Origin of the sequence: Yersinia proxima (genome assembly GCF_902170785.1) — a bacterium.
GTDB classification, from domain to species: Bacteria; Pseudomonadota; Gammaproteobacteria; order Enterobacterales; family Enterobacteriaceae; genus Yersinia; species Yersinia proxima.
Genome location: NZ_CABHYG010000016.1, coordinates 183588 through 207053 on the forward strand (window position 1 = coordinate 183588; position 23466 = coordinate 207053).

The window sequence follows — 23466 nt, forward strand, 5'->3', positions numbered from 1 at the left end:
ATCGTAGATAAGGACGCTTTGCGTGATCAGACATTTACGTTACCTCGGGCTTTCACTGCCCCTCTTCACATTTTCATCCTGGGCAGCGGAGCAAAATCCCGCTGTCCATATCTCTCCCGCTGGAAGTCAGAACGCGGTTATGGGCCAGCGGAGAACTTTACCTGTCGCGTTCTGGTTGATTCTCTCTTTAAACCGGATAACGACATCCGTGGTCGCCAACTGGCACAGGTTCTGCGTGAACATAGTGAAAATGATGCGGCTACGCGGGCAGAAAAGGCGCTGCAACAGGCGCTCTCAAACAATTAGGAGTTGATTATGGAACATGATCCCACCCGCAGAATGTTGATTACCGCACTTGCCGGGCTCACGCTGGCGAACGTTTCCCTGGCATCAGCAACCACCGGAAACGCAAACTTGCAGGGTAAAATCCGTATTCTGGTGGCGTACTTTTCTCGCAGCGGTAACACTCGGGTGATTGCGGGCGTCATTCACCGCAGCCTGAACACCGATCTGTTTGAAATCGAACCGACCGCACCTTATCCGGAAGACTATTTTCAGACTGTTGAACAGGCGAAAAATGAGCGTGAACGGGGAATAAAACCCGTATTAAAAAATAGCGTCGCAGATATCTCACGTTATGAGACCGTATATTTAGGCTTTCCGATCTGGGGGACCAGCGTGCCGCCCGTAGTGCAAGCATTTCTCAGCAGCCACAACCTTGCGGGCAAATTACTCATCCCCTTCATTACTCACGGCGGCTACGGTAAAGGAGACAGCGACGACATCCTTGCCAGTCTCGCCCCAACAGCCCGCCGGGAAAAACCGCTAGTCATTGAATGCGACCAGGAGCGTAGAACCACAGAAACGGTCACCAGTTGGTTAGAGACGATACGCAGCTAGAGCGCTTGGGTGATTTCCCTGACGTGACATTTGATGATGCCCAGGAGATGGGCGGGTGGGAATCAATCGAAATGGTGTGTCGATATGCTCACTTGTCGCCAAACCATCTAACTGAGCATGCGCGTAAAATTGACGAAGTGATGGGAATTAATGTCACTAATCTGGCACTTTTAAAAAAGGTTGCTGATAATTAGGGGGTAAACAGAGGGTAACTTATTGATTTCCCTACAGGATTCGAATACAGACCCTACAACCCTTGTTATTACAGCATTTTTATCTGTTCGAAAAACGCCGGAGCCCCCAATTAGGCCCCCAATCATATTTTGCTGAAAACATCAGCGATTTCGAACCCGGTGATTGTAACGATGAACTACCGCGCTGCCAACATCCCCGGATAATGTTTAGCAATAATATCATTCAGCTTATCAACCAATTCAGGTTGTTTAAACATGATATGCGCTGTTCCCTTCTGAAAGTATTTTATCGTAAACATCTCATCCTCATACCGGGTGCTGTGCCGGTCCTCATAGATATGATCGCCCAGACGACTGGTAACGTCAGCGCGACTGTCAGGAATGGGCTGACCATCAAGGAGCATCAGCATGCGTTCAAGGTCCGCTAACCGGTCACGTTGTCGACCCCAGTTAAGCCCAAATCCCCACCGGTCACACTTGACCAGTCCAGTCACGATGATTTTCTTGCCAAACTTGCAGGGGTTGTTCGTCTTAAAATCCCAGCTCAGGCCTTTAAATACGTTGATGGCACCCCGTTCAAATACGTCACATTTACTCTGATGCAACTGCTCAAACGTACTGAGAATATTGGCTTCGCTGACGGCAGGAATGTTATCTCCCTCAAGGTTTCTGTACCACTGGTCACGTGCCTGGGCGTCCATCAGGCTCAGCATCCCTGATTTTTTCATCAGGTCTCGCCATATACCGCGATCGAGATTGCAGGTAATCACTTTCATGACTGTTTCTGCTTTCTCCATGAACCAGCAGCCAGTACGGAAGTCTTGTCGCATGGCCCAGTCCTTTGCAATTCCACCGCCAATGCTGTTGGTGATGGCCGAGATATCCTCAAGCTGGTGGATAAGTGCTTCAATCTGCACCAACGCGGTGTTACGCCCGGTGATGATACGTTCAATGCTGGTGGAGCAGATAACATCGGTGTGGTCAGTCAGGACGTTGGGGGTTTCAATAACTGTATTCAATGCAGTTAACATAGCGGGGTTCCTTAGAAACAAAATATCCGCATCACAGGTAAAACCCCCGTGCTGGACAGTCACGCAGTGCTGACGGCGCTGATCGAGTTCACCGGAACGCAGGCAGGCTTCCAGGTGTTGAATCAGTACAGGGAACACGGTATCCAACGTTTGGAGGATATCTGGGGCGAATGTGCCGACAACACCGGTACGGTCAGCCAGAAAGTGCAGATGCGTTCCCTCCTGAACCAGTCGGGCTCCCAACCGCGGCGTAATATCACATTGCAGGCCCCATGCCGGGGCGGTGGTAATGTTGTTATCCATGCTAAATTTTTCTCTGTGGTTTAATAGGGTTGAGGGACTCGGTTGGGTAGAGCAAAGTGGGCGGAAAATGTGCTCGCCATAGCCCCGCAGCCTGGCGTGCGCGGGCGATATCACCCTTGTTCAGCATCGGGTTTTGCACCAGTGCGCTGAACCCGGCACGGCCAATACGCACTAATGCATATTTTTCAACCAGGGCATTGACGGTATCGCCCACTGAAATCCCTTGTTCTATCTGTTGCGCAATCACCTGTTCATCGTGATAGGGCGTATCGTTGAGGCTCAGGCCGTAGTGGTGCTCCAGCAGGAAAGCGAGCAGTTGTTGATAAATAGCAGATACGGGCAATGCACCCGCTGCTGTGGGGTGTGGTTTCATGGGGATGTTCTCAATGTGGATGGCGTTGAATTACGTCAGGAGACGAGCGGTGTTACCACTTAGTTTGATGTACGTTTTGTCTCACCAGTCGAACGTGGCGAAACCGGGCAACATATCTCCCAGAGCATCAATATACAGGTAGGTTAGCCCATGATGTTTCATTAATGTGGTAACCAGCCGCGTTCAGCAAATGACACGATATCCAGGCCGCCAACAACCATGTGATCCAGTACTCTCACATCAACCAATTCCAGCGCCGTCTTTATCCTGTCGGTTATCTGTCTATCGGTCTGACTGGGCTCGGCCAACTGGGACGGATGGTTGTGCGCCAGTACGGCACTCGCCGCATTGTGCTTCATGGCCGACTTCACCAACTCACGCGGGTGAACGGTAGTACTGTTGATAGTGCCGGTAAACAACGTCTCTTGAGCCAGCAGACGGTTTTGATTGTCGAGCCACAGCACGATGAAGACTTCGCGCTCGAGCCCGGTCAGATGCAGGCGTAGCCAGTCGCGGGTCACGTGGGTGGAGGTAAACGAGACACCCGGCTCCCGCAACTGTTTTGCCAGCAGGTTCAGGGCACGTCGGATAGTGCGTTGTTCGCCGGGTGACATTCCTGCCACTGTTGGAGATAACGTTATTTTCATGGTGAGAGGTCCTTGTTGCTCAGTCAATCAGGGAGAAAATGGCGTGGCTTTCGGGGTGGTGCAGTGCGTATTCCCGTAGCCAGTAGAAGTGTTCGGTCATGGTCTCGCTCTCGGTGCTGCAGGCACAGTGGCTGTAGACCATCAGGCAGGCAGTGATACCCACCGCTTCACGACCGACGGTGGCCCCATTACCATTGAGTGCGTTAAACAATACGTAGTCTTGCTCCGTGCCCGGTACCATAAATACCCCGCCGTTGGGCAAGGTGTAGAAGTCCCAGAAGTCGCCGTGGTAGTCGTCGCACAATCGGTCCAGCCAACGAAAAACCTGTGGTTCAATCAACGCCCATTTGGGCACCTGACCAAAGTATTTTGGCCAAAAATGGATGCGATGAGAGTCGGCAACCGGAGTGGCGGTTAGTGTGTCCGCCTGAGCTGGGGTTGGAGTACTCATGAGTAATATCCTTCTTTATATGGGGATAAATAGCAAAACAGGCCCCTCCGGAAAACCGGGGAGCCTGCTTATGGAATGGGTAAAGAATGTGGCTTAATATTTAAAGTCGTGAGTGAAGGTAGAACACGGGAGAGGCAGCATCTCTTAGATTAAAAACCCGTTATCGTGGGGATAACGGGCGGTGGTTTTCCCTGAATATTGGCATAACGCCTGTGCCTGACCGCTGTTTTAAAAACCTTTTGCTGACAGGTAACCCTATCAATTTTATCGATGGGTAAAGAGAAAAGATAATGGGTTGTGCAGATCAATAACGCGAAACCGATCGTTGAAATCGATCGTCACCGAAGCCGTGAGGCTGGGTCACGCCACTGCCTGTTTAAGCTGTTCAGCCATGACCCACAGCGCCCGATTGAGTTTGATGTCACCATCAATACCATTGATAGCACGGGTTTGTGCCCGTTTGCCTGTGGCGCTGCGACCCGATAATCCCCCTTTGCTCAGATTTTCTTGCACACGCTGAAATGTTGTCCAGAGGTCATCTTTTTTATCTTCCCAGCGACGGGGCATCAGGATTTGGGACTCCGTGACCGGATGGTGCTCCTCACCGTAACGGTAGGTCAGTGCAGCATGGGCCAGTGCATGTTGGTGCTCCGCTGACAGCATTAATGCCTGCATGCTTTCGCGACTTTCCTCTATCTGGTCAAATATCCCCAGCACTTCGTAGGCCCCTTCAATCACCTTTTCCACCACATCCCCTTTGTGTGGTACACGAATTTCGCCAAAACTCTGACCACAAACCAGGCCGTTGCTGCAAATCTCACGAAACATACCCGGCAGCATTTGATAGCTGCTGGAGCCATCGTGACTGTTGAGCAAAACAATCTCCTGCACTTCTCTCTGCGTAATTTGTCCCGTTCGGCGCAGTCGCACCATATGCTTGGTGTGTTCACGTTTATCCAAATCTCGTACTCGGGTCTGGCAGGCAAAGAACGGCACAAACCCTTCTTCACGCAACTTATCCAATAACGTAATAGTAGGGATATAGGTGTAGCGGGCGCTGCGTGAGGCATGTTTATCTTCGCCAAACACGCTGGGCACATAATAGGCTAACTCATCATGGGTCAGGGGACGGTCGCGGCGAACAGAGTTCACCCGGCCAAAATAGGATGCTAAACGGGTCATCAGTGTTTTCTCCAAATAAAAGGCCCCCAGTCTAAATAGACTGAGGGCCAGTAGGGTGACGATGTATAAAGAGTAAAGTCAGTGGTGAATAAGCATCGTGATATCGCTATTCAGTTATGGGTGCAATAATGCCGGACGTTGGCGGGATGTATTCATACCCTTTCTCCAGTCGCCAAATCAGTCAATAACATACGATGAAAATGGGGGGTTCTGACCGAAACGGCTAATCCCCGAGATACCAGATGAGCAGACCGTATCCCACGATGAGTATAAGGACATACATAAGACAGAATTTTAGATAAATAATACCGGCTCTTTTTAGCCTACCTTTTGTCATTTTGATTTCACGACCATGATATAAAGCACTGCTCCGAATAACGGGTCGAGTAACAATGACACCATAAACCACAGCCAGAATGAACGTCCATTTGAGCTGGCGCACCACCCAATGAAAGCCGAAGCCATAATCCAAAGTAAAAGGACAAGTATCATTTTAGTCCTCCTGATGAGCGTCAGTCGAACCTTGCCCAGATTTCCTCGTGACGGTCCCCTTCGACTGAGTGACGAGATAATGAGAGAGGATGCGAAAAACCAAACTGAGAATAAGCCAACTGACAATGCCCCAGAAAACTGCAGTGATAAGAGACAGGATGCTGATCCCGTGCTCGGATACGGCGACTGTCACTAACAGCATGAGTGTTATCATCACGGCCAGGGCCACTTTGACTTTTCTTGAATTCAGGATATTGATGATATTCATGGTATCGCTCTGGTTTGTGTAACAAAATTCAACCACGGTGTGACAGTGACGGGAAGAAACAGGCCATTTAGTAATGCCTGTGGAACGCCCTGCACAATCAGAAAGTTATCGTTCACTTGCTCACTCCTTTTGTGGGCGATTAAAGGCTACCTGATTCAGCAATACCGTCATCTGCCAGTGCGTGGCTAATGTTATTCACCACCGTATGGGTATCGAGTTTTATCTCTGCCAGCAGTTTTCCGGATTCTGGCGCACCTTTATAAACGTAGAGTGACGCGACGGGCTCACCGTCATCGTTTGTTCCGGCGGATACCTGATAGCGGGTTTCTCCGTTTCGCACAGTGAATTCCTGGATACTGATAACCTGATTTTTCTGGTATGCGTAAGTGGTGTTGGCCGCCGGAACAGTGATATCCATCTCTTTATGTGGGGTGCCGGTTTTGCCAAAAGAGTAAGACACGTAAGGGGTATCCATGCAGATAGCGACTTCTTTGTTATGGTTGAGCGTTTTGGCATAAAAAACAGGTTTTGCACAGCGCGAATTGTCAGCCTGTACTGCATGTACACATGACAACAACAGCCCAGTGCTTAAGAGAAAAACGCGGATGAGACTTTTAAATTGACCTTTCATTTTCATTCCTCCCACTCAGGTAACACGACATAAATATCCCTACCCCTGACTTCAATCGTCATCGGCTCTTTATTACCGGTGTTCATCAGGGCCTGTGCCCGATAAAAACGCCCGCTGACCTCTTCCTTTAAGTCCGTCACGCGAATACAGCGTTCATCAATACCTTCCTGTTTCATGAGCTGGGTAACAATAGAACAAGCGCTCTGCGCAAGTTGTTCTGTACCCGACTGCTTTTTAAATTGCTCACCGGCTATCACCGACAAAACAGTACATATCAGCCATACCTGCAATAAACGCCAGGGTTTCCCCTGACGTTCGTCACGTTGCCGCAGATAAACCATGGGTAGCAGAAAATAGCCGAACGAAGGCGGTACTTTTTCTTGTTTCATCAGGCTTAACCGGTCAAGAAGGGTCCAAACCAGTGAGAGAACCAGATAAAAACCAAGGGCAATCTCTTTAGGAAAGAAAATGGCGAAGGGTGCCCAGAGTAGTGGAAGAACAATGGCCAGAGCCCAGGCATAGCTGTCCTGCTTGGACAGAGGATAAGGTTTTAGCATGGGGACCTCGTATCGTGCAGCACAAAGGCCGGATAAGGGAAACTGCATTGCATCATGGGAATACTCCTGTATTCATTCATAAGTAGACAGAAATTGAGGGGTGACGACCGTTCTGGAAAGGGGATCGTAGCGAGATGTGGGAAAGAGAGATAATCGTTAATTAAGATCAATAAGCTAAAACCGATCGTTGAAACCTATTAGTTTCTTGATGATAAAATCAATTATTGATAGTCATTGACTATCATAAATAGGTGTTCGATCGGCGAAACAGATCGAACGAATAAACCGTTGGCCGTGATAAATCAGAACAGGAAATGCCAGACAGCGTGAACAACCGAAAGCAGTCGGTGGCGAAGCTGTTTAAGCTGATGCACCAGCGCACCGGTGGTTTGCATTGCAGAGAGCGCATCATCGAAAATATCGCCCACGCCACGGGCAAAGTTGTCGCGCGCCGTCTTGATCACGTTCTCCGTACGATAACCCGACTCCAGTTGGCGTGTGACTGCACTGCTGGCGTTATCCGGCAAAGCACGAATGAAGGTTTCAGCCCAGAGGAGCATATTGAACCCCTCCGATGCTGATACGGCCAGAACAGCATGTTGGGGTGAAAACAGCGCATTGACCTGTGCTATTTTTACCTGCAAGTGCTGTTGCTGACGTAAAGAAGGTTGGTGAGTGAAGAGGTCCCATTCCCGACAGGGTTCAATTTTATCAGCCTGATTGAGGACGAAAAGAAAGCGCACGGGGTCTGCTCCCTGCGAAATCAATTGCCGATAGCAACGAATGTCATCGTTCCATGCCCGGTCATCAGCTTTAAGCACCCAGATAATCAAGTCCAGTTGACCCAGCCAGTGTTGATATAACCGCGTATAGATGCGGTCAAGTTCGGGTGTTTCACCTATTCCCGGAAAGTCCACGATGAGCAACGCATGCGGCGCAAGAGCCAATTGATACGTTTGTATACGGCGGGTACATCCTTTTATGGCGCTGACCTTGGCGGGGGGCGGATTGAATAAGGTATTGCAGAGGCTCGATTTACCCACACCGCTTTTACCCATAATACCAATCGTGGGTTCGTAATGAATGCACTGATGTATATGTTTGAGAATGGCGCGGGAGAGGTTGTCAGGGAGAAGGGATAGTGGTTGTGTCAAGGCCGAGAGGCCTTGTTCGGTTTTATCTGGCACATTAACCTCCGTGAGTTGAAATAACAAAACGGTAGCAAAATCTGCTGCCGTTCTTATGGAGGTAATATCAGTCTGAAAATTCTTGCAGTTAAAAATCTCAGATGCTGGCTTATCCGAAATGTCTTTTTTTCTGCGTGTCATTCATTGGCTTCAGTCTGACCCTGTCTTTATTGAAGGTGATATCAACCCCTATAATCAGAGGGGCAAGAAACTTGTCTGATGGATAAGCTTTAGCGGTTGTTCGTACAGGGATGAAAAATGCACCGGCTGTGTCTAAGGGCGCTATTTCTGCTAATTGGCATAATCCCATACTTTTTCTTGCTCTGGGATTTGAAAGGTCTCTGAATTTTATATATTTGATACGCTCAAAATCATATTTACCTCCCCATCGTTCCCATTCAGACCGAGTGATATGGAGGATGGTACAGTTTGCCAAAAAATTCCCCTCGCAATATCCAGCCCCTGAGACGGTACGGTTATAGTAACAGGTAACATCTGTTTTAATCACAACCAGGAAACTCCCATTATGGTTAAAATCATTGTTATGATTATTGAACTTCGAAGTGATATCGAGATGGATCTTACCATCAATTTCCTTCATCAAATCTTTGTGATCAAGTCTCTTTTGAGTTGCTTTACTCTCAAGTGAAAACGCAGGCAGGGCTGTAAAGGAAATCAGTCCGCTAACCTCAATCCTTCTTAAACGGGTGTACTCAGGATAAATTCGAACCACACCGACTTCTTCCTGATTTAATTCAACAGAAGCTGCGTTTTCTCTTTCACGTGTTACCAGCGAATAAAGATAGTGTGACGCGCTTTTCTTTCCATTTGGCTTTGCGGCTTTTTCCCTCAAAAACCTGTCCGTTTCATCATCAGAGTAATACATCGTCGCTTTGTATTTATAACCCATTTTTTCGTACCTCTCTCCATAGCAACAGCATCAAAAGTAATACTCCTTCGGTAACTGCTTAAGCTTTCCTCATCCAAAATGGTCATCGCTACGTGCTGGTCAAAAAACGATGTCACCGCATGATTATGACCTACTTTTAGTTTATATAAAATATTTAAGTAACCTATATATAAGTGACCTATTTTTAATTTATATGTTGGCAATCATTTTAATATATAAAAACCACCTTGCAGGCGATAATGACCTGTAACTCTAGGTTTTTTAAAGATATTGCAGTCAAAACAGAAGAGCAGCAGAGTGAAACCTGTAAGCGCCTGATGGAAATTCCCGGAGTGGGGCCGTTAATTGCCACGGCGGAAGTTGCGACCATGGAAGAAGCATCAGCATTCAAATCAGGGCGTGAGTTCGCTGCTTATGTAGGTCTGGTGCCGAACCAAACTGGTTCCGGGGGAAAGTGCGCCTGCAGGGGATAAGCAAGCGTGGTGAACCACTTCAGACAACGTATAAGCGCAAGAGGAATACGAGCGAAATCCCTCGAAAACTTCAAGGATAACTCGGGAGTGATTACAGCAGGTTTACTGACTCGCTTTGGTCTGATTTGGAATAATCTTTCTTCTATTACAAACCACCTTCATCCCCTCTTTCCTGTCTCCGTATTGTTAATAATGGACGTAAGGTTATCTAAGGTTATATGGGTATGAATAGAACTACGAGTACAACTAGCCATTTGTATGTATTGAAATACTGAGAATAAAAGAGATAACCCTCATTCCGTAAATAATAACTAGAGATCCGATGAACTGAACTCAATCAGCTAAGGACTCAACGTAATGAACAAGAAGAAATCAGATAAATGCACGCCTAATGAATACTATGTCAAAAGGATCAGCGAAACCGTAGATAAAGCCCTGGCGGACTATCCCCGTGTCATGGCTGTAAGGTTCGACCTTCGTTTCCCTGACGAAGAAGATAGAGTGGACTGTCCTACACGCTATTACGACGCTCCCGATGTTATTTCCAACTTTATTGCCTCAGTGAAATCCCAGATTGAAGAAGACATTAAGCGCAAGAGAAAAGCAGGTAAGACATCGCTGACCTGTAAGGTAAGGTTCGTATGGGTGCGAGAACTCAATCAGGATGAAACAAAACACCACTATCACGTCCTTTTACTGCTCAACAAGGATGCCTATTCCTGGCCTGGTAAAAGACATACAGGACCGTCATTTAATTTTTCCAGTATTTACCAAATCGTGATTACCGCCTGGATCCGCGCAATTAAACGCAATGGTCATGAAAAAAGACATCATGGGCTTGTCCATCTTCCTACCAACGGGTTTTATTCTTTAAATCGTAATAAACCTGACTTTGAAACTGATTACGAAGCATTAACCGAAAGAGCAATATATCTGGCTAAGGAATTTAGCAAAGACCACTCAGATGGCAGACGTAATCTGGGATGCTCTCAGGGATAAACGGTAAAACATTATTTTATAACTCGCATGTGGATGTTGAGAAGGAGAAAGTGCCAACGGTTAATCATTACCTATACGGCACATCTCCATACCTCTCAGCATTCCATATGGAGAAAACCATGATGACAACTCAGAATAACGTATCGGCCTTACTGAATGATCGAATGGTAGATATGTCATTTATCACGCAGTTTACCGGCCTTACAGATAAGTGGTTTTACAAACTGATTAAAGATGGCTCATTCCCCAAACCCATTAAAATGGGGAGAAGCTCTCGGTGGTTACAAAGTGAGGTAGAACACTGGTTAAATGAACGCATCGCCCAGTCCCGCTCGTAATCCCCCACTCAACCATTTACTGCTAAATCACCGCCCATCCATCTGAACTGAATCATTCCGTCATACACACCCCGCCAGTCTGCCCAGACACGGACGGCTTTCGCCTGTGTGCTGCCTGGCTGTAAGGAGCAACATCATGTATGCCAAATCTTTTATTGCACATGCTTCACGTGGGCGGCTGACCTCTGCGGTCACCGCCAGAGCGACCCCTTACGACCATTACGCCTGCCATCTGTGCGGCAGTGCGCTGGTCTTCCATCCTGAGTGGGGCTCTGAGCGTCCCTGGTTTGAACATACCGAAAATACGCTGACCGAGAATGGCCGTAAGCATTGCCCGTATGTGATTGTCACTCCAAAAGAAATGCACTTTATCCAGAAATTGCGGCGTTTGGTTTCTGATGCTGCCCCGGTAGTGCGCAAAACTGACTGGTATTGCATGGAATGCAATCAGTATTACTACGGAGAACGTTATTGCCTTCGTTGCCGTAGCGGTTCCAACAGCACAGAGGGACCGGCGAAGCTTTCCCTATCGTGGACACCCGGAGCGAAGAGAGTTACATGCGTATGCTGAAGTGTTGTCTGGCGAATACCACCGCAGGACGATTTGTGACGGCTAAAGAGGCTGCCAGTGCGGGAGGTGGCATTTGAGCTGCACTGCCTGCAGGTGTCGATTGCTACTTAATGTTGGCACGCTAGGCGAGGAACCTTGGTTTGAACGTGATCAGCACACCATCACCATGAATGTACTGATGAAATGCGCGCATCTGAATCCACAGGTAAAGGAGGAAGCACGACACAACAAGTTACGTAAGGTGGTCGGTGGGCTGGATGCCCCTGCGACAGTCCTGTCCTGGTACTGTGCGTGTGTGGTATCTATTGCTGATACCAGCAGTTGGTGGCAGCGCACGTTTATGAACTTCGGCATCAGTGTGATATTGAATCTGGCGGTAGTTAGTGGTTGCTGTGCGTTGGTTGATTTTGAGACATACCACTTGAATTACAGAGAATTATTGATATTAACTGTTTTCATCACATTACTGCGAGTAGTAAAGTCTAAACATAAATTAGCGCTTTGATAAGTTGAACACATGAGATTCCATCCCGAAGGACCTGCCATACCGGACATCCTCTTAGAACGCTGTGATACAGGTAGAGTTGTATTTCTATGCGGCGCCGGGGTTTCGTTACCTTCAGGGATGCCAACCTTTGTAGACCTCACTCAATACGTAATTGAATACTTTGATCCACCACACGACTCAGAAATCATGGCTGCATTTCACCCGTGGCTTCACGACCAATCTTCGGCAAATGTCCCTCTCGACCAAATTTTCAACTTGCTACATCTTGAATATGGCAAGGATGAAGTTAATGCCCTGGTCACAAAGCGTCTGAGTGCTTCCCGGACTGATAGAGAGGTTGGGCGTGAGCATGCCCTAATTAAACGCATTTCCTCAAATCAGAGTGGAATTCCGCAGATTGTCACGACGAACTTTGATCGACTTTTCGAGGTTAACCAAGGGCAAGATAACCTGACCCGATATGTGCCGCCAGCTTTCCCAGATCTGAATTTCGGTTCGACAATTGAGGGAATTACGTATCTTCACGGTCGTCTGGTCGATGCAAATGCTATAAGCCATCCTTATGTGCTGAGCAGTGCAGACTTTGGACGAGCTTACCTTTCAGAAGGATGGGCGACCAACTTTATCAAGCTTCTTCTGGAACGATACATCGTTGTTTTGGTCGGTTACCAGGCAGAAGACCCGCCAGTTAAATACCTCCTTCAGGGGCTCAATCATGATGGCCAGTATGATCGTTCCAGACTTTATGCATTTGATTGTGGGCTTGCTGAGGAGGTCGAAGCCAAATGGCGTGACAGAGGTGTTACTGCAATAGCCTACCCCGATCATCCGGTCCTATGGAAGAGTATGGAAGCATGGGCAGAACGAGCAGATGATCCGCGTAGGTGGCGAGCTTCTGTGATCGCAAAAAGCCAGCAAGACCCGAAAATTATGGCACCACATGAACGTGGTCAAGTTGCTCACATACTTCGTACAGCACAAGGTGCGAAATTATTCTCTGAAGCTATTCCACGTCCTCATCCTGAATGGATTTGTGTGATGGATGCGAACATTCGGTCAGCTAAAAAGAATCGAATATATAGTGAATTTTCTGAAGAAGAAGTATTCGACCCACAAGCCATTTATGGTTTAGATGACGATCTCAAAGATATCTCTGACGATGAGCGCAAGCGTGGGGTCAGCAACGATAGTCTCCTTGAATGGCGTCACGAAGACGATAACCCGTCAGATTGCCATCGCTTGGCTGGAGGATTTGAGACAATCCCGAAAAGGCTAGGTCATCTCCTGACTTGGTTTAGTGAATCTCTTGATAGCCCGATAATGGCCTGGTGGGCTATTCGAAAAATTGGACTTCATCCGTTACTGCTGCAGAAGCTTGAACGCAACATTGAGTTTTCAGCATCTACCCATAAACGTGCCCGTTATCTGTGGAGCTTAATTCTCGAACACCATAAAGACCCCCGTAATCGTCGCTATGATGTCGATTGGTACGACTTGAAGGCTCGAATTAAAACCCAAGGCTGGACAGCCGGTGTTCTGCGAGAGTTTCGTAGGGTTATGGCACCACGGCTAGAGATGAAATCGCCATATGGCTTGGGAGAAGTCAAACCGCCTAGTGACTCTTGGGAGGAGATCCATTTTAGCAAATTAGGTCAATTTGAAGTTGTGTTCACCAATAGGCATGACGACGATTTAGATGTGCCTGACAATGTATTGCTACAGGTCTTTAGTGCTCTGGAAGAGCAACTAATCATTGCCGCTGGAATACTGGAGGATATCGATACTTCCTACTTCCCAATCCCAAGCTGTTATCCGGAACGTAATGTGGATGGAGAAGAAAACTTCTCGAAAGGGGCCGATGTATTAATATGGTTTGTCCAACTTTTTGACCGAGTAGCTGAGAAGTGGCCAGAATTGGCTAATGCACATGTAACCACCTGGCCAGTAACAGAACCATTTTTCTTCCGAAAACTGAGACTTTATGCCTTCAGTAAAACAGCCGTTTTTGGGGCTAACCGAATTGCCGAAGAAGTTTTGTCTATAGAGCAAAATAGCTTCTGGGACACAAATATTACCCGAGAACTTCTTTTTTTACTGGTAGACCGATGGGAAGAATTCCCACGAGAGAACCAAAATCGAATCATCGAACGTATTCTGACTGGCCCCTATCAAATACCTTATTTGTCTGAGGAGGAACTTCCGAAAGGAAGAGAGGTGTTGGCTGCTAAATACGCTCGTTATCTCGAACTGCATGGTTGTGAACTGGGCACTATTTATCGTGATCGGCTCATTGCGATGATAAAAAGAATTCCTGACTGGAATGATCGCTGGGCCACATCTGTAGTCATCAGTTGGGGCTCCCGCTCTGGCTGGGTTAGTACAGACGAAAAACCAGATGTAATATCAGATCTTCCTGTAAACGAGATAATCCCAAAAGTAAAAGAGGTGCTTAAACGAGATGATGACAGCTTTACTCGTAGGCAGCCCTTTGTTGGTTTGATAAAAGAAAATCCGCGTAAGGCATTGTCTGCGCTTACTATTGCAGGGAAAACCGGTGATTATCCTAAGGAATTATGGTCGCCAATGATAAGTGAGCTACCTGCAGATCTTAAACCAAGGTTGAAACGAATATTCCTGAGCCGAATTGCGAGATTACCGATTACAACTTTAGTCGAACTACGACATACATTAAGTAGTTGGCTTGAACAAAATTTAGTTGCGACTCTTAAATTTGATGATGGTCTCGGCTGGAAAGTTTACGATCATGTCATAGAAGGCATACTGAGTGGTGGGGCTAATGCTACTCAAAGCGGTTTTGGAGAAGTCATCCGAAATGGAGAGGTTGTTATACAGTCCCGGCGCACATTCAACCATGCAATTAATGGTCCTGTCGGTAAATGCATTCAAGCACTTTTTCAAGCAATACCAAGAGAAGAAGTGGAGGCTGGTTCGCTTGTTCCGTGTTCTATTAAGTCACGTATTGAACGTCTCTTTACCGCTCCAGGGGAAGGGGCAGACCACGCTATAGCTATAACGGCTCGCAATCTAAATTGGCTAATGTTTGTTGATCCTGTATGGGCAAAGGGATGGCTTATACCGATTTTGGATTTAAAGCATCCAGCAGCAGAACCAGCATGGAATGGTTATCTTCATAGTGAAGTTATGCCTTCAATTGCAGTAGCTGAGCTTATCAAGCCTAGTTTTCTTAACCTTTGCACTTGGCTCAAGCATCTTTCTTGGGAAAAAGACCTTTCAGCTCGGACCTCCCAATGGCTTGGTTGGATGAGACTATTCCGTCCTGATGAGCCATCTAGCCCCTCTAGAAATGAAATGCGCTCCATTTTGCGGTCAATATCTGATGAGGTGAGAAATCGTTTTATTTCCTGGTTGGGATTGGTTGGGCAAAAAAACGAGAGCGGTTGGGTTAACTACGTGATTCCATTAATCAGAGGGGACTGGCCCAAAGAACGCCGATATAGGACAACGGGTTCGGTGAAAGCATGGATTGGTCTACTTGATGATACTGGCGCTAACTTCCCGGTGGTCTACGATGCAGTAAAAACACTCTTGGTGCCAATCGAGACATTTGATCACCAGTTGTACCGTTTCACTCGAGAGTTCGCTGGTAAAAAGCCAATTACCCTGCTTTTTCCTGAAACGACGCTTGATTTAATGGATCGAATAACACCATCGAGGCTCACCCATCCGTTAGACGAGTTGCAGAAGATACTTGGCCTAATTGAAGAGGCAGAACCAAGGCTAATCAAGGATTCACGGTACTTACGGCTTATTGAGCTTGTTGAGAAAAGCTAGCATATACAATTGTAACCACAGTGATTAATCGTCACTCAACTAAATGTTTTCGGTATACAGAAGTGAGCTAACTCAGGCGTTGGCTAAGAGCAAGGTGCAGGCGTGAACGTTTGGCCAAGGAGACGTCTTTGACCGTTCCGTCTGACAACGCGAGTAATTTTGACAAGATTATTCGAATTGCTCAAGTATGCCATGTAACCCAATAAACTTTATTTTTAAATCATGGTCATATTTAAGAACGGTCTCAAGTGAGTCCCGTTCATAAATTATTGGTTGCGCTTGTATTGAGCCGTTCCATGATGGCAAAAGTAGAATGGTGGATGTTTCCAAATCAATACCCCACCAATCGTTTATATAGCTATTTAAGAAATTCACAAGAGCTTTTATCGCAATAAAAGCATCCTTATCAGTATATGTTTCAGGATCAAGGGATATACCTGATAACTTACTTTTAACTGCTTCGAAGTTACCATTAGACTGATGTAAGTAGGCAGTCTTGCCTTCACTTGGTGTAGTCTCTATTGTATCAGATATCAATTTAATCTTAGGGTGTACTAAAGCATTACGTTGTTCTAATAGTTCTCTGATTATTTGTGTTTGAATGACTCCTCGAGGTAGGGCTGTTTCTTTGTGCCACTGAAGTGTGTAGTCTAATTTATCAAGTGTAGAGAATCTATCAATTTGGCCTTTTAGCTTTTGCGTTATTTCGATAGACGATAAAAAGGAGTTGGCAGCAGCTTCAAGTGCATAGTTAATTGAAAGAATACTCGATTTCGCAAGCGTCTTTTTGATGTGCGATTTTTGTTCCATTACGGATAACTCATAAAGAGTTATTGCATCAGAAAATATTTCAAAGAAACTATTCTTGGTTATTTCCACTGTTCTTATCACGAGCTATCCTTATTGCGTAATGTAGAGATAATCGATAGTGAAAGTGCAATATTCTGTAAATTTTATACTTTGATTGATATCAATCATTATCGAGAGTAGAAACTCGGTTTAGGAAAACCTCCTCTGATGACGACTACAACTATCGCAATTTGAGTTTGACCCGTTGGGTGAATGAATACCTCAATATCATCTTCTACCACCCCAACTGGTGCTAATTTTGAAGATGACTCAAGCACAGACAAAACACCGATGCGCTTTCCTAGCCCAATTGCATAGGCTGCTGTTTGATCGAAATATTTTTGGAAATCTTTTGGAAAAAGCACCTTGTTATTTTCTACTTTTAACTCTACAGGAACGTCTTTGAATGTGAGATCGGTGATCCCACCCGCAGCTTCCGGATGGCCTTGTAAGTATTCGCCAATATCGCTCCTACTTCTAAGCATTTCAGCAATTTTACTCTGAAATTTTTGTTCTGATGTCCCAGCAACAAATAAACCAGCTTTAAGAGCTTGTGCCGCAATATTTCCTAAGCCGCCAAGTATAATCATCGTATTGGCAATATCATCTGAGTGTAATCCAGGAAAAGCTCTTAGCATGTTGCGAATTTTTATAAGATGCCTATCGACATTTGAAAACCCAGTTAACGGATATTGAGTAGAATCACTCCCTTCAAGTAGTAAGCGCCTATGTCCTACAACAGCAACATTTCGGCAATCACTTGAGTTGTCAAATTCTGCAGCGTATAGAAACTCATAAGGTCTGGAACCAAATGAATTTGCCACTTCAAGAATGACACGACCGATTCCCGTCAATGTGAAAGGTCCATCACCCTCTGGTTTTTCGAATCTAAAATCAGGTAACCAACCCCGCTCACGGGCATCAATTGTTACCGGCTTCAGTAAAAGGAGATTTGCGCTTTTGGGCCAATTTGAAACCCTAACCTCTATGGTAAGGTCATAAGAGGTTCCTGGTTTAAGGTAGTTCCATTGTTTAGCTGGCTCCCCATCAATGTCAAATTTCAGAAATGCCACTGTTGATTCTAGTTTCTTATGATCTTCGGAGCCTTCATTGGATATCAAGTGACGAATCCCCCCAATATCTTTATTGTGAAGATTCGCAAATAAGAGAAGAGGCAACGACCATCTTGTCAATTGGTCTTGTATTGTACTCAATGAATCTAATGTGTCAGTAATTTTTACTTGTTCTAGAAATTCATTAAGTTGCTTATTGCTTGAGAAATTCGACGTCATATCGATCTCTGATGCTTTCAATTTCGCTGAGTTTAAAAACCTTTGAGCATCAACCTCAGCATTTCGTATGGCATGTTTCCACTCAGCTAAAGATAAAAATATCGTCATTGCTGTGTAATACGCACGATACTGATCTTCAACATATCCTTGGCCGAGTTCATCGATCGTTTCATTGAGCTTTTGACACGCTTCTTTAAGTTGCGCCAAGTCATGTGGAGTAGACCTCAGTGCCCTATCCAACGCAGCTGCGATCTCAATTCTCGGAGAAAAAGCTTGGCGGAAAATATCGAAGTTTGGCTCGTTCTGCATTTTCTTTCTCCAAATCAACCATAAGGCTATTCCATTTTTCGATTAATTCAATATAGGGCTCACAAACGCCTATGGAATGTTCGATACAAGCAGCTTCAGCAACTAAAGCAGCTTCAAGTTTCCATTGTATGTGCCTGTCATCTTTTGGAATTTCTTCTAGTAGTTCCTTGAAACAAATAGTTGAAGTTGCATTATCACCAAACTTGCTTAACGCAGCCACATACACTAAAGCTTCAATGAATTGTTGAGGTTTAAACGGTTTCAGAGCATCAAATGCATTTTTAAGTTCTGCCTTACAATTTCGAAGCTCCTCATGTTTTGCTCTTAAGATTACTGAAATGCAGTCATCAATAGAAATACTTCGAGTATACTCATCCTGAATTGCCTTCAGCGCTACTTTGACAAAACCGGGAACATCATCAAAATGATAACGTAATCGATTGATAGCATTATAAAGAGCACTTCCTTTTAAGCTTAATAAGATATTTGAAAGAAGTAATCCAATTTTTCCTTTTCTTTCTTCATCGGATAAGCAAAGAGATGCAAATACATCAATACACTCAACAACGAAATCATCCTGGTTCTCTGGTTGCGCGTAATAACATATTAAATTCCATAGTTGTGATCTCACGAGGCTTCGTTTCTCATCGGGAAATGATCTACGGCTTAGCGAGCGAACAGCATGCTTATGAACCATCACATATTGATCCAATAACAAGACTGAATAAGCTTCAAAGAACAAATCGGGGAAGTTCTTCACCAATGCATAGGGCACATTTTCCCACGCCTGCACGGCATGAGCTCGAATAATTGTACTCTCATCCATTAGTGCGCGGTACCAGTCGGAAAGCACGATCATTAGGCTTTCCACTCCAGTCAATAATTTTGAAACATGAACTATCATGTTTCCGCGCATTTGTATTTGTTCTTCGGGTAAACTTCGATATAGATTCAGGAAATCTTCGATTCCTTCACACCCTTTAGATTTGGCACCGATTGCAGCCCATTCAATCAGTGCATCTTGTAATCCATCAATAGCATTACGCTTATTACTTTTTTCTAAATGATCAAGGAAATTCTCTTTTATTTCTAAAATTGTTTCTTTATCTAACTGCTCATATTTCTCGCTTAGCGTTGCTGCCGCTCCTATCAGATCATCAAAATTCGCAACTGCAAGCTCAGAAAATTCATCCCAAGAGTGCCTGAAAAATTGTCCAGCACCATCTATACCATCCTCAGGGTTTTCTACAGCAGCCCAAAGTAATCGTCTAAAAGCTATTTCTTGTGCTTTTCCTATTTCGGTTTTTTTTCTGTAGCTGTGTCTCAGTACGGATATATAGATTCTGTTGGCCTCTTTTCTTCCAATATCGTCTTTGTCTGCGAGATAGGCTTGAATCACTTTATCAGTTTCTTCTGGAAAGCGATCTAAACATTTAGTGGCCGTTTCTCGAAGATAGTAAAGAACGCTGCTATCTCGCTGCTCCTCTGGCAGTAGCGTTCGTCTGCGCATCAACTTGGCAAAGATACCCTTGATATGTCTGAAAAGCAGTTCATCACTATCCGTTGCGAGAATAATCTTAATGCCCGCTTGAATTTTTCCCGGATGGGTATTTTTTATAAATGCGTTAACTTCTGCATATATTTCAGCCCGTTTTTTTTGTAATAGTGACTGGATAGGGGCTTTGTTGAGCCGTTTATGCCCACGTACACCAAAATTCATTCCAGGTGGAGACTCAACAGCCATCGATGCAAAATGTAAGAGGAGCTTTATGAAATCACTTTGAGATAGCTTATCCGCTTCTAAAAGAATTATTTCTACAGCAGATGGAAAGTCTTCGTGATTGTTCACTAAATACACTGCAATTGGCAGTTTTTCTGTTGGTGATAATGATGTTCTTATCAAGGCTTTCGCAGCTGGTGTTGAATATGGCAATCTCTCATGTAGTACCGCAGGCAAAAGATGTTCAATTACTTTCTTTGTAAATGTCTCGGGAGCAAGATTTGCGAGTTGTTCCAGACGGGGATCGCTTTTCTCTATTTTTTCTTGATCGAGTTCGTCCAGCAAATCGAGTACAAACGTTTCTTCAAGAGAGAGAGTAAGGCGTAATACTTCTCGTTCTTGTTGCCTGTTAAGCTGCTTCTGCTTTCTCTTCCTTTCTTCTTCTTTACGAGCCAAATTTCGTTCTTCGGCTGCTTTTTCTCTGGGACCAACAAACTCTATTATGTTGGGAAATCCTACCGGAATCCGCCGGTTACAATCCTTACAGTTCTCTTGATAGAAGCTGTAAACTGAGTCTTCCAGCAGCCAACTAAGCATTGAGCTTTGCTTAACAAACTTGCATTGGACTCCCATATGGCCAATAGGTAATCCTGTTTCTGCCTCAATCATCCCTCTTCCCTCTGATCGAATGAATTCAGAGTGAGAACACCAGTTGTTAAGTAACTTTACAGCCCTGAGATTTCGTTGACCAGCATTAATGGCCTCTTGAAATCTTTTTTTATTTTCAAAATCATCCATTTAGATCACACCTTTAAAAGGAATATGTACCATCTAAAATGCTGTAAGTATGGTTATTATATCGAGATTCGTTAGTGTTATGTCTGTTATGAAGTGTGATGTATGTCAACTAATTGCATAGAGAAGCGGCGTCCAGTGCAAAAGGAAAATATTTCGATGATTAAAGCATCAGTTTGAGTAAAAAAAGTTACATTGCTTTAAATATTTCTGAAATATATTTTTTTTAACAGTGGACTAGACTGCTTGTGAGTTGCATCCAGATTGGAACGGTGCGCTCTTAATGAAGGGCTTTCAGGTCTGCTATAAGCGGAAAGCCGACACTATTATTGGAGAAAATGGCTCAGAAGTTGCAAGATTATCCGCTGAGATTCAAAAAAAATTTTTGGCGGACTACAAATAAATATTGTATCGGTCAAAGGAGATAAGTGATGGAGAACGAACGTTACCCGTTGGGTTTAGCTATTTCGCGTCAGGACTTCAATGCATCAAACTGGAAGGATTCAATTGCCCAAGCTACCCGAGAAGGTTATCCAGCTATGTGGCAAGCGCTATCGAGTGCTGCGCGTGATGCCATTGAGCAAGGGCGAATTGAAAACGGTAAAGTATTATGGTTGCTTGCAGATGCCTGTTCGATGATGCTTTCGCTATCAAGTCCTAATGAACCCTTCAAGCCTTATGCTGTCTTCCACGACAGAAGGTCAGTTATTCCTGATGATCTTTCTGATTCAGATATTCAATTCTTTGCTGATATCGTTGATGGGGTAGACAACGATTGGCTGAAGGCGCGACTCAGTGATTTGGTCTGGTTGAAGAGTAAGCCTCGTAACATCGAATTCGCTTTGAAGGCTATCGACGCTTACCGCAGCCTTCCACTAGACACTGATACATGGATACATGGAGGGCGGGACTGTTGGCCTCGCGCCATAAGCTTGGCTCGAATGCTTAAAGGTGGCGCTGGAGATAGACTCCAGCAGATTGAGACGAAAATCGTTGCTGCGTTTCATGCGTCAATTCGAGACGACGGTTTTCTTGGGTTTTGGTTGGCCGACCTTCTAAAATCGAACCGCTTGGGGTGGTCACATCGAACGGATGTGTCGACGAAGCTAGAAGCGTTGGCCCGCGGGTTTGATGATGAAGGGGATTTGCATAAGGCGCGGGAGTATTTTTCTGCTGCTGCCGAGTGGTATAAGTTTATTCCTGACGAGGTCAAAGCTGCAGAAATGACAGTATTGGTCGCTGAAGGGTGGGTCAAAGAAGCCGTTGCGCGAGTTGCATCGGAAAGCCCTAGCCACATGGTGGCAGCGAGCTTTTACGAAAATGCCATTCAGATATACAGAACGATTCCTCGGGCCGAACGCTCTGCACATCAGGTCGATGAGCGAATTGCCGAGTTGCGAGCCCACCTAAACAATTCGGGAGAGAGAGCTATAGGAGAGATGGGCCTCATTCAAACTCCTGGAGTAGATCTCACTCAGGTCATCGAAAAGGCGAGGGCATCCGTCACCGGGAAATCTGCACAAAATGCGTTGCTCGCATTTGCGAACCTACATCGTGGCGTGAATGCAGAAAAACTGCGCAACAGTGCATTGGAAAGAATGCGTCAGCATCCCTTGCAATCACTGTTTGCCGCAACCGTGATGAGTCGCGATGGCAGAGTCATTGCCAAGCGCCCTGCGATGGGACTCGGTGGAGAATTGACAGAGGACGACGAAATTGCAATTCGTGCCGAGATGATTCGTGACTATGGAATCTTAGTTAGTATTGTGGTTCAAGCCGACATCTGGCCTGCCCTTGAAGTACTTTTGCTTGAGCATCGGTTGCGCGAAAGCGATTTTATCGAATTAGCTTGCTCTTCTCCCATTGTCCCCAAAGACCGAGTAGGCCTTTTTGGCAAGGCACTATTTGCAGGTTACGAACGTGATTTCGTTACCGCGCTTCATTTATTGATCCCTCAGATAGAGCACTTGGTCCGAATACATCTTAAGCAAGCAGGAGCCAAGACCACTAACCTCGACAAGGATGGTATTGAGAACGAAAATGGTATGAGTACGTTGATGGGGTTGCCAGAGGCCGAACAGGTATTTGGAAAAGATCTCGTCTTTGAATTCGAATCGTTGTTCTGTAACGCCTTTGGTCCAAATTTGCGGAACGAATTGGCTCATGGACTGTTAGATGAGGATGGATGCAACTCCCCCTTCGCTATTTATGCATGGTGGCTAGCTTTAAAAATAACATTCAATACATGGTGGAACTCAGCGAACCCTATTTCTGAACCTCAAGACGGTAGTGAAGAACAAGCAGTGATCTAGTTGTGCAGCCGTAAAGTGGAGTGTGTATCAGTAGAGTTCTTCTAACTAAAATGTAGGGGTGCACATATATACTTGCTTCTTTCATTCGATAACACACTGCGATGTTTGTATTGTCCGTTTCACGCACATAGATGAAAGTCAGATTACGTGAAACTCATGTTAGCAAGCATGCCAGTTCGTTGAGGGTCTACGATTAATATTTCTAAAAAAAATATTACCGATGCAATGATTTTGTTCGGTCTCAATCCACAGCATTAAAATTTAGTGCCTGTAGGGGACCGGCTATAGTGCAAGGTATTTAACGTTCTGGTTAATGATTTTTTATATTGCACTTAGTCATAAAGATGGCTAAGTGCAATTA

At 45.4% G+C, this 23466-nt stretch carries 21 protein-coding genes and 5 pseudogenes; 12 read left to right on the top strand and 14 right to left on the bottom strand.

The window, feature by feature from the left end:
* Positions 1-22: 22 nt before the first annotated feature.
* From FTB31_RS14640 to FTB31_RS14655, 4 genes and pseudogenes are all read left to right on the top strand, one after another.
* Positions 23-207, top strand: a pseudogene (locus FTB31_RS14640) ((R)-mandelonitrile lyase); the annotation flags it as partial.
* Between the two features lie 6 nt (positions 208-213).
* A pseudogene (locus FTB31_RS14645) lies at positions 214-306 on the top strand (carboxymuconolactone decarboxylase family protein); the annotation flags it as partial.
* 9 nt (positions 307-315) lie between these two features.
* Positions 316-900, top strand: a complete 585-nt coding sequence (locus FTB31_RS14650; protein WP_077293543.1) for a flavodoxin — start codon at positions 316-318, stop codon at positions 898-900.
* Positions 901-941: 41 nt separating this feature from the next.
* A pseudogene (locus tag FTB31_RS14655) lies at positions 942-1094 on the top strand (integrase); the annotation flags it as partial.
* A gap of 176 nt (positions 1095-1270) precedes the next feature.
* Here the strand turns inward: FTB31_RS14655 and FTB31_RS14660 are convergent.
* The 11 genes and pseudogenes from FTB31_RS14660 to FTB31_RS14715 all read right to left on the bottom strand — a co-directional run bounded on the left by FTB31_RS14660 (position 1271) and on the right by FTB31_RS14715 (position 9126).
* Entirely contained in the window at positions 1271-2125 is an 855-nt protein-coding gene (locus tag FTB31_RS14660) for a DUF4942 domain-containing protein (protein WP_145576330.1), read from the bottom strand.
* 30 nt (positions 2126-2155) lie between these two features.
* Positions 2156-2428: pseudogene (locus tag FTB31_RS14665) on the bottom strand (type IV toxin-antitoxin system YeeU family antitoxin); the annotation flags it as partial.
* Position 2429: 1 nt separating this feature from the next.
* A complete protein-coding gene (locus FTB31_RS14670) occupies positions 2430-2801 on the bottom strand; it encodes a TA system toxin CbtA family protein (RefSeq protein WP_145576326.1) in 372 nt (123 codons plus the stop codon).
* A gap of 161 nt (positions 2802-2962) precedes the next feature.
* The gene (radC, locus tag FTB31_RS14680; protein ID WP_145576324.1) at positions 2963-3448 is read right to left on the bottom strand and encodes a RadC family protein; all 486 of its coding nucleotides are present in this window, start codon (positions 3446-3448) and stop codon (positions 2963-2965) included.
* 19 nt (positions 3449-3467) lie between these two features.
* On the bottom strand, positions 3468-3899 hold the full coding sequence (locus tag FTB31_RS14685) for an antirestriction protein (RefSeq protein WP_227731504.1): 432 nt from the start codon (positions 3897-3899) through the stop codon (positions 3468-3470).
* Positions 3900-4259: 360 nt separating this feature from the next.
* Positions 4260-5081 (bottom strand): DUF932 domain-containing protein, encoded by an 822-nt coding sequence (locus FTB31_RS14690; protein WP_227731505.1) that lies wholly within the window; start codon positions 5079-5081, stop codon positions 4260-4262.
* Between the two features lie 493 nt (positions 5082-5574).
* Positions 5575-5841, bottom strand: a complete 267-nt coding sequence (locus tag FTB31_RS14695) for a hypothetical protein (protein ID WP_080608082.1) — start codon at positions 5839-5841, stop codon at positions 5575-5577.
* A gap of 139 nt (positions 5842-5980) precedes the next feature.
* Positions 5981-6472, bottom strand: coding sequence for a hypothetical protein (locus FTB31_RS14700; RefSeq protein ID WP_227731506.1), 492 nt, complete (start codon positions 6470-6472; stop codon positions 5981-5983).
* 2 nt (positions 6473-6474) lie between these two features.
* On the bottom strand, positions 6475-7029 hold the full coding sequence (locus tag FTB31_RS14705) for a hypothetical protein (RefSeq protein WP_080608081.1): 555 nt from the start codon (positions 7027-7029) through the stop codon (positions 6475-6477).
* Between the two features lie 302 nt (positions 7030-7331).
* Entirely contained in the window at positions 7332-8357 is a 1026-nt protein-coding gene (locus FTB31_RS14710; RefSeq protein WP_227731507.1) for a GTPase family protein, read from the bottom strand.
* On the bottom strand, positions 8326-9126 hold the full coding sequence (locus tag FTB31_RS14715; protein WP_145576319.1) for a hypothetical protein: 801 nt from the start codon (positions 9124-9126) through the stop codon (positions 8326-8328). Before FTB31_RS14715 ends, FTB31_RS14710 begins: the two co-directional genes overlap by 32 nt.
* A 290-nt stretch (positions 9127-9416) precedes the next feature.
* Between FTB31_RS14715 and FTB31_RS14720 the strand changes: the two are divergent.
* The 7 genes and pseudogenes from FTB31_RS14720 to FTB31_RS14750 all read left to right on the top strand — a co-directional run.
* Positions 9417-9613, top strand: a pseudogene (locus tag FTB31_RS14720) (transposase); the annotation flags it as partial.
* A gap of 343 nt (positions 9614-9956) precedes the next feature.
* The gene (locus FTB31_RS14725) at positions 9957-10598 is read left to right on the top strand and encodes an inovirus Gp2 family protein (RefSeq protein ID WP_145576316.1); all 642 of its coding nucleotides are present in this window, start codon (positions 9957-9959) and stop codon (positions 10596-10598) included.
* A gap of 122 nt (positions 10599-10720) precedes the next feature.
* Positions 10721-10936 carry a helix-turn-helix transcriptional regulator gene (locus FTB31_RS14730; protein WP_145576468.1) on the top strand — a complete coding sequence of 72 codons (216 nt, stop codon included), beginning with the start codon at positions 10721-10723 and terminating at the stop codon, positions 10934-10936.
* Between the two features lie 136 nt (positions 10937-11072).
* Positions 11073-11507 carry a putative zinc ribbon protein gene (locus tag FTB31_RS14735; RefSeq protein ID WP_145576313.1) on the top strand — a complete coding sequence of 145 codons (435 nt, stop codon included), beginning with the start codon at positions 11073-11075 and terminating at the stop codon, positions 11505-11507.
* Positions 11495-11584, top strand: a complete 90-nt coding sequence (locus tag FTB31_RS14740; RefSeq protein WP_227731508.1) for a zinc-ribbon domain-containing protein — start codon at positions 11495-11497, stop codon at positions 11582-11584. Before FTB31_RS14735 ends, FTB31_RS14740 begins: the two co-directional genes overlap by 13 nt.
* Positions 11585-11607: 23 nt before the next feature.
* On the top strand, positions 11608-12012 hold the full coding sequence (locus FTB31_RS14745; protein WP_265102185.1) for a zinc-ribbon domain-containing protein: 405 nt from the start codon (positions 11608-11610) through the stop codon (positions 12010-12012).
* Positions 12013-12201: 189 nt separating this feature from the next.
* Positions 12202-15828, top strand: coding sequence for an SIR2 family protein (locus FTB31_RS14750; protein ID WP_227731510.1), 3627 nt, complete (start codon positions 12202-12204; stop codon positions 15826-15828).
* 168 nt (positions 15829-15996) lie between these two features.
* Here FTB31_RS14750 and FTB31_RS14755 read toward each other — a convergent pair whose 3' ends face one another.
* From FTB31_RS14755 to FTB31_RS14765, 3 genes are all read right to left on the bottom strand, one after another.
* Entirely contained in the window at positions 15997-16719 is a 723-nt protein-coding gene (locus FTB31_RS14755) for a hypothetical protein (RefSeq protein ID WP_227731511.1), read from the bottom strand.
* A gap of 86 nt (positions 16720-16805) precedes the next feature.
* A complete protein-coding gene (locus FTB31_RS14760) occupies positions 16806-18278 on the bottom strand; it encodes a hypothetical protein (RefSeq protein WP_145576308.1) in 1473 nt (490 codons plus the stop codon).
* Positions 18223-20796 carry a hypothetical protein gene (locus tag FTB31_RS14765; RefSeq protein WP_227731512.1) on the bottom strand — a complete coding sequence of 858 codons (2574 nt, stop codon included), beginning with the start codon at positions 20794-20796 and terminating at the stop codon, positions 18223-18225. The genes FTB31_RS14760 and FTB31_RS14765 overlap by 56 nt, the downstream gene beginning before the upstream one ends.
* A 428-nt stretch (positions 20797-21224) precedes the next feature.
* On the opposite strand from FTB31_RS14765, the gene FTB31_RS14770 reads away from it, so the two are divergent.
* Complete coding sequence (locus FTB31_RS14770) at positions 21225-23105, top strand: DUF4209 domain-containing protein (RefSeq protein ID WP_145576304.1); 1881 nt, start codon at positions 21225-21227, stop codon at positions 23103-23105.
* Positions 23106-23466: the final 361 nt, after the last annotated feature.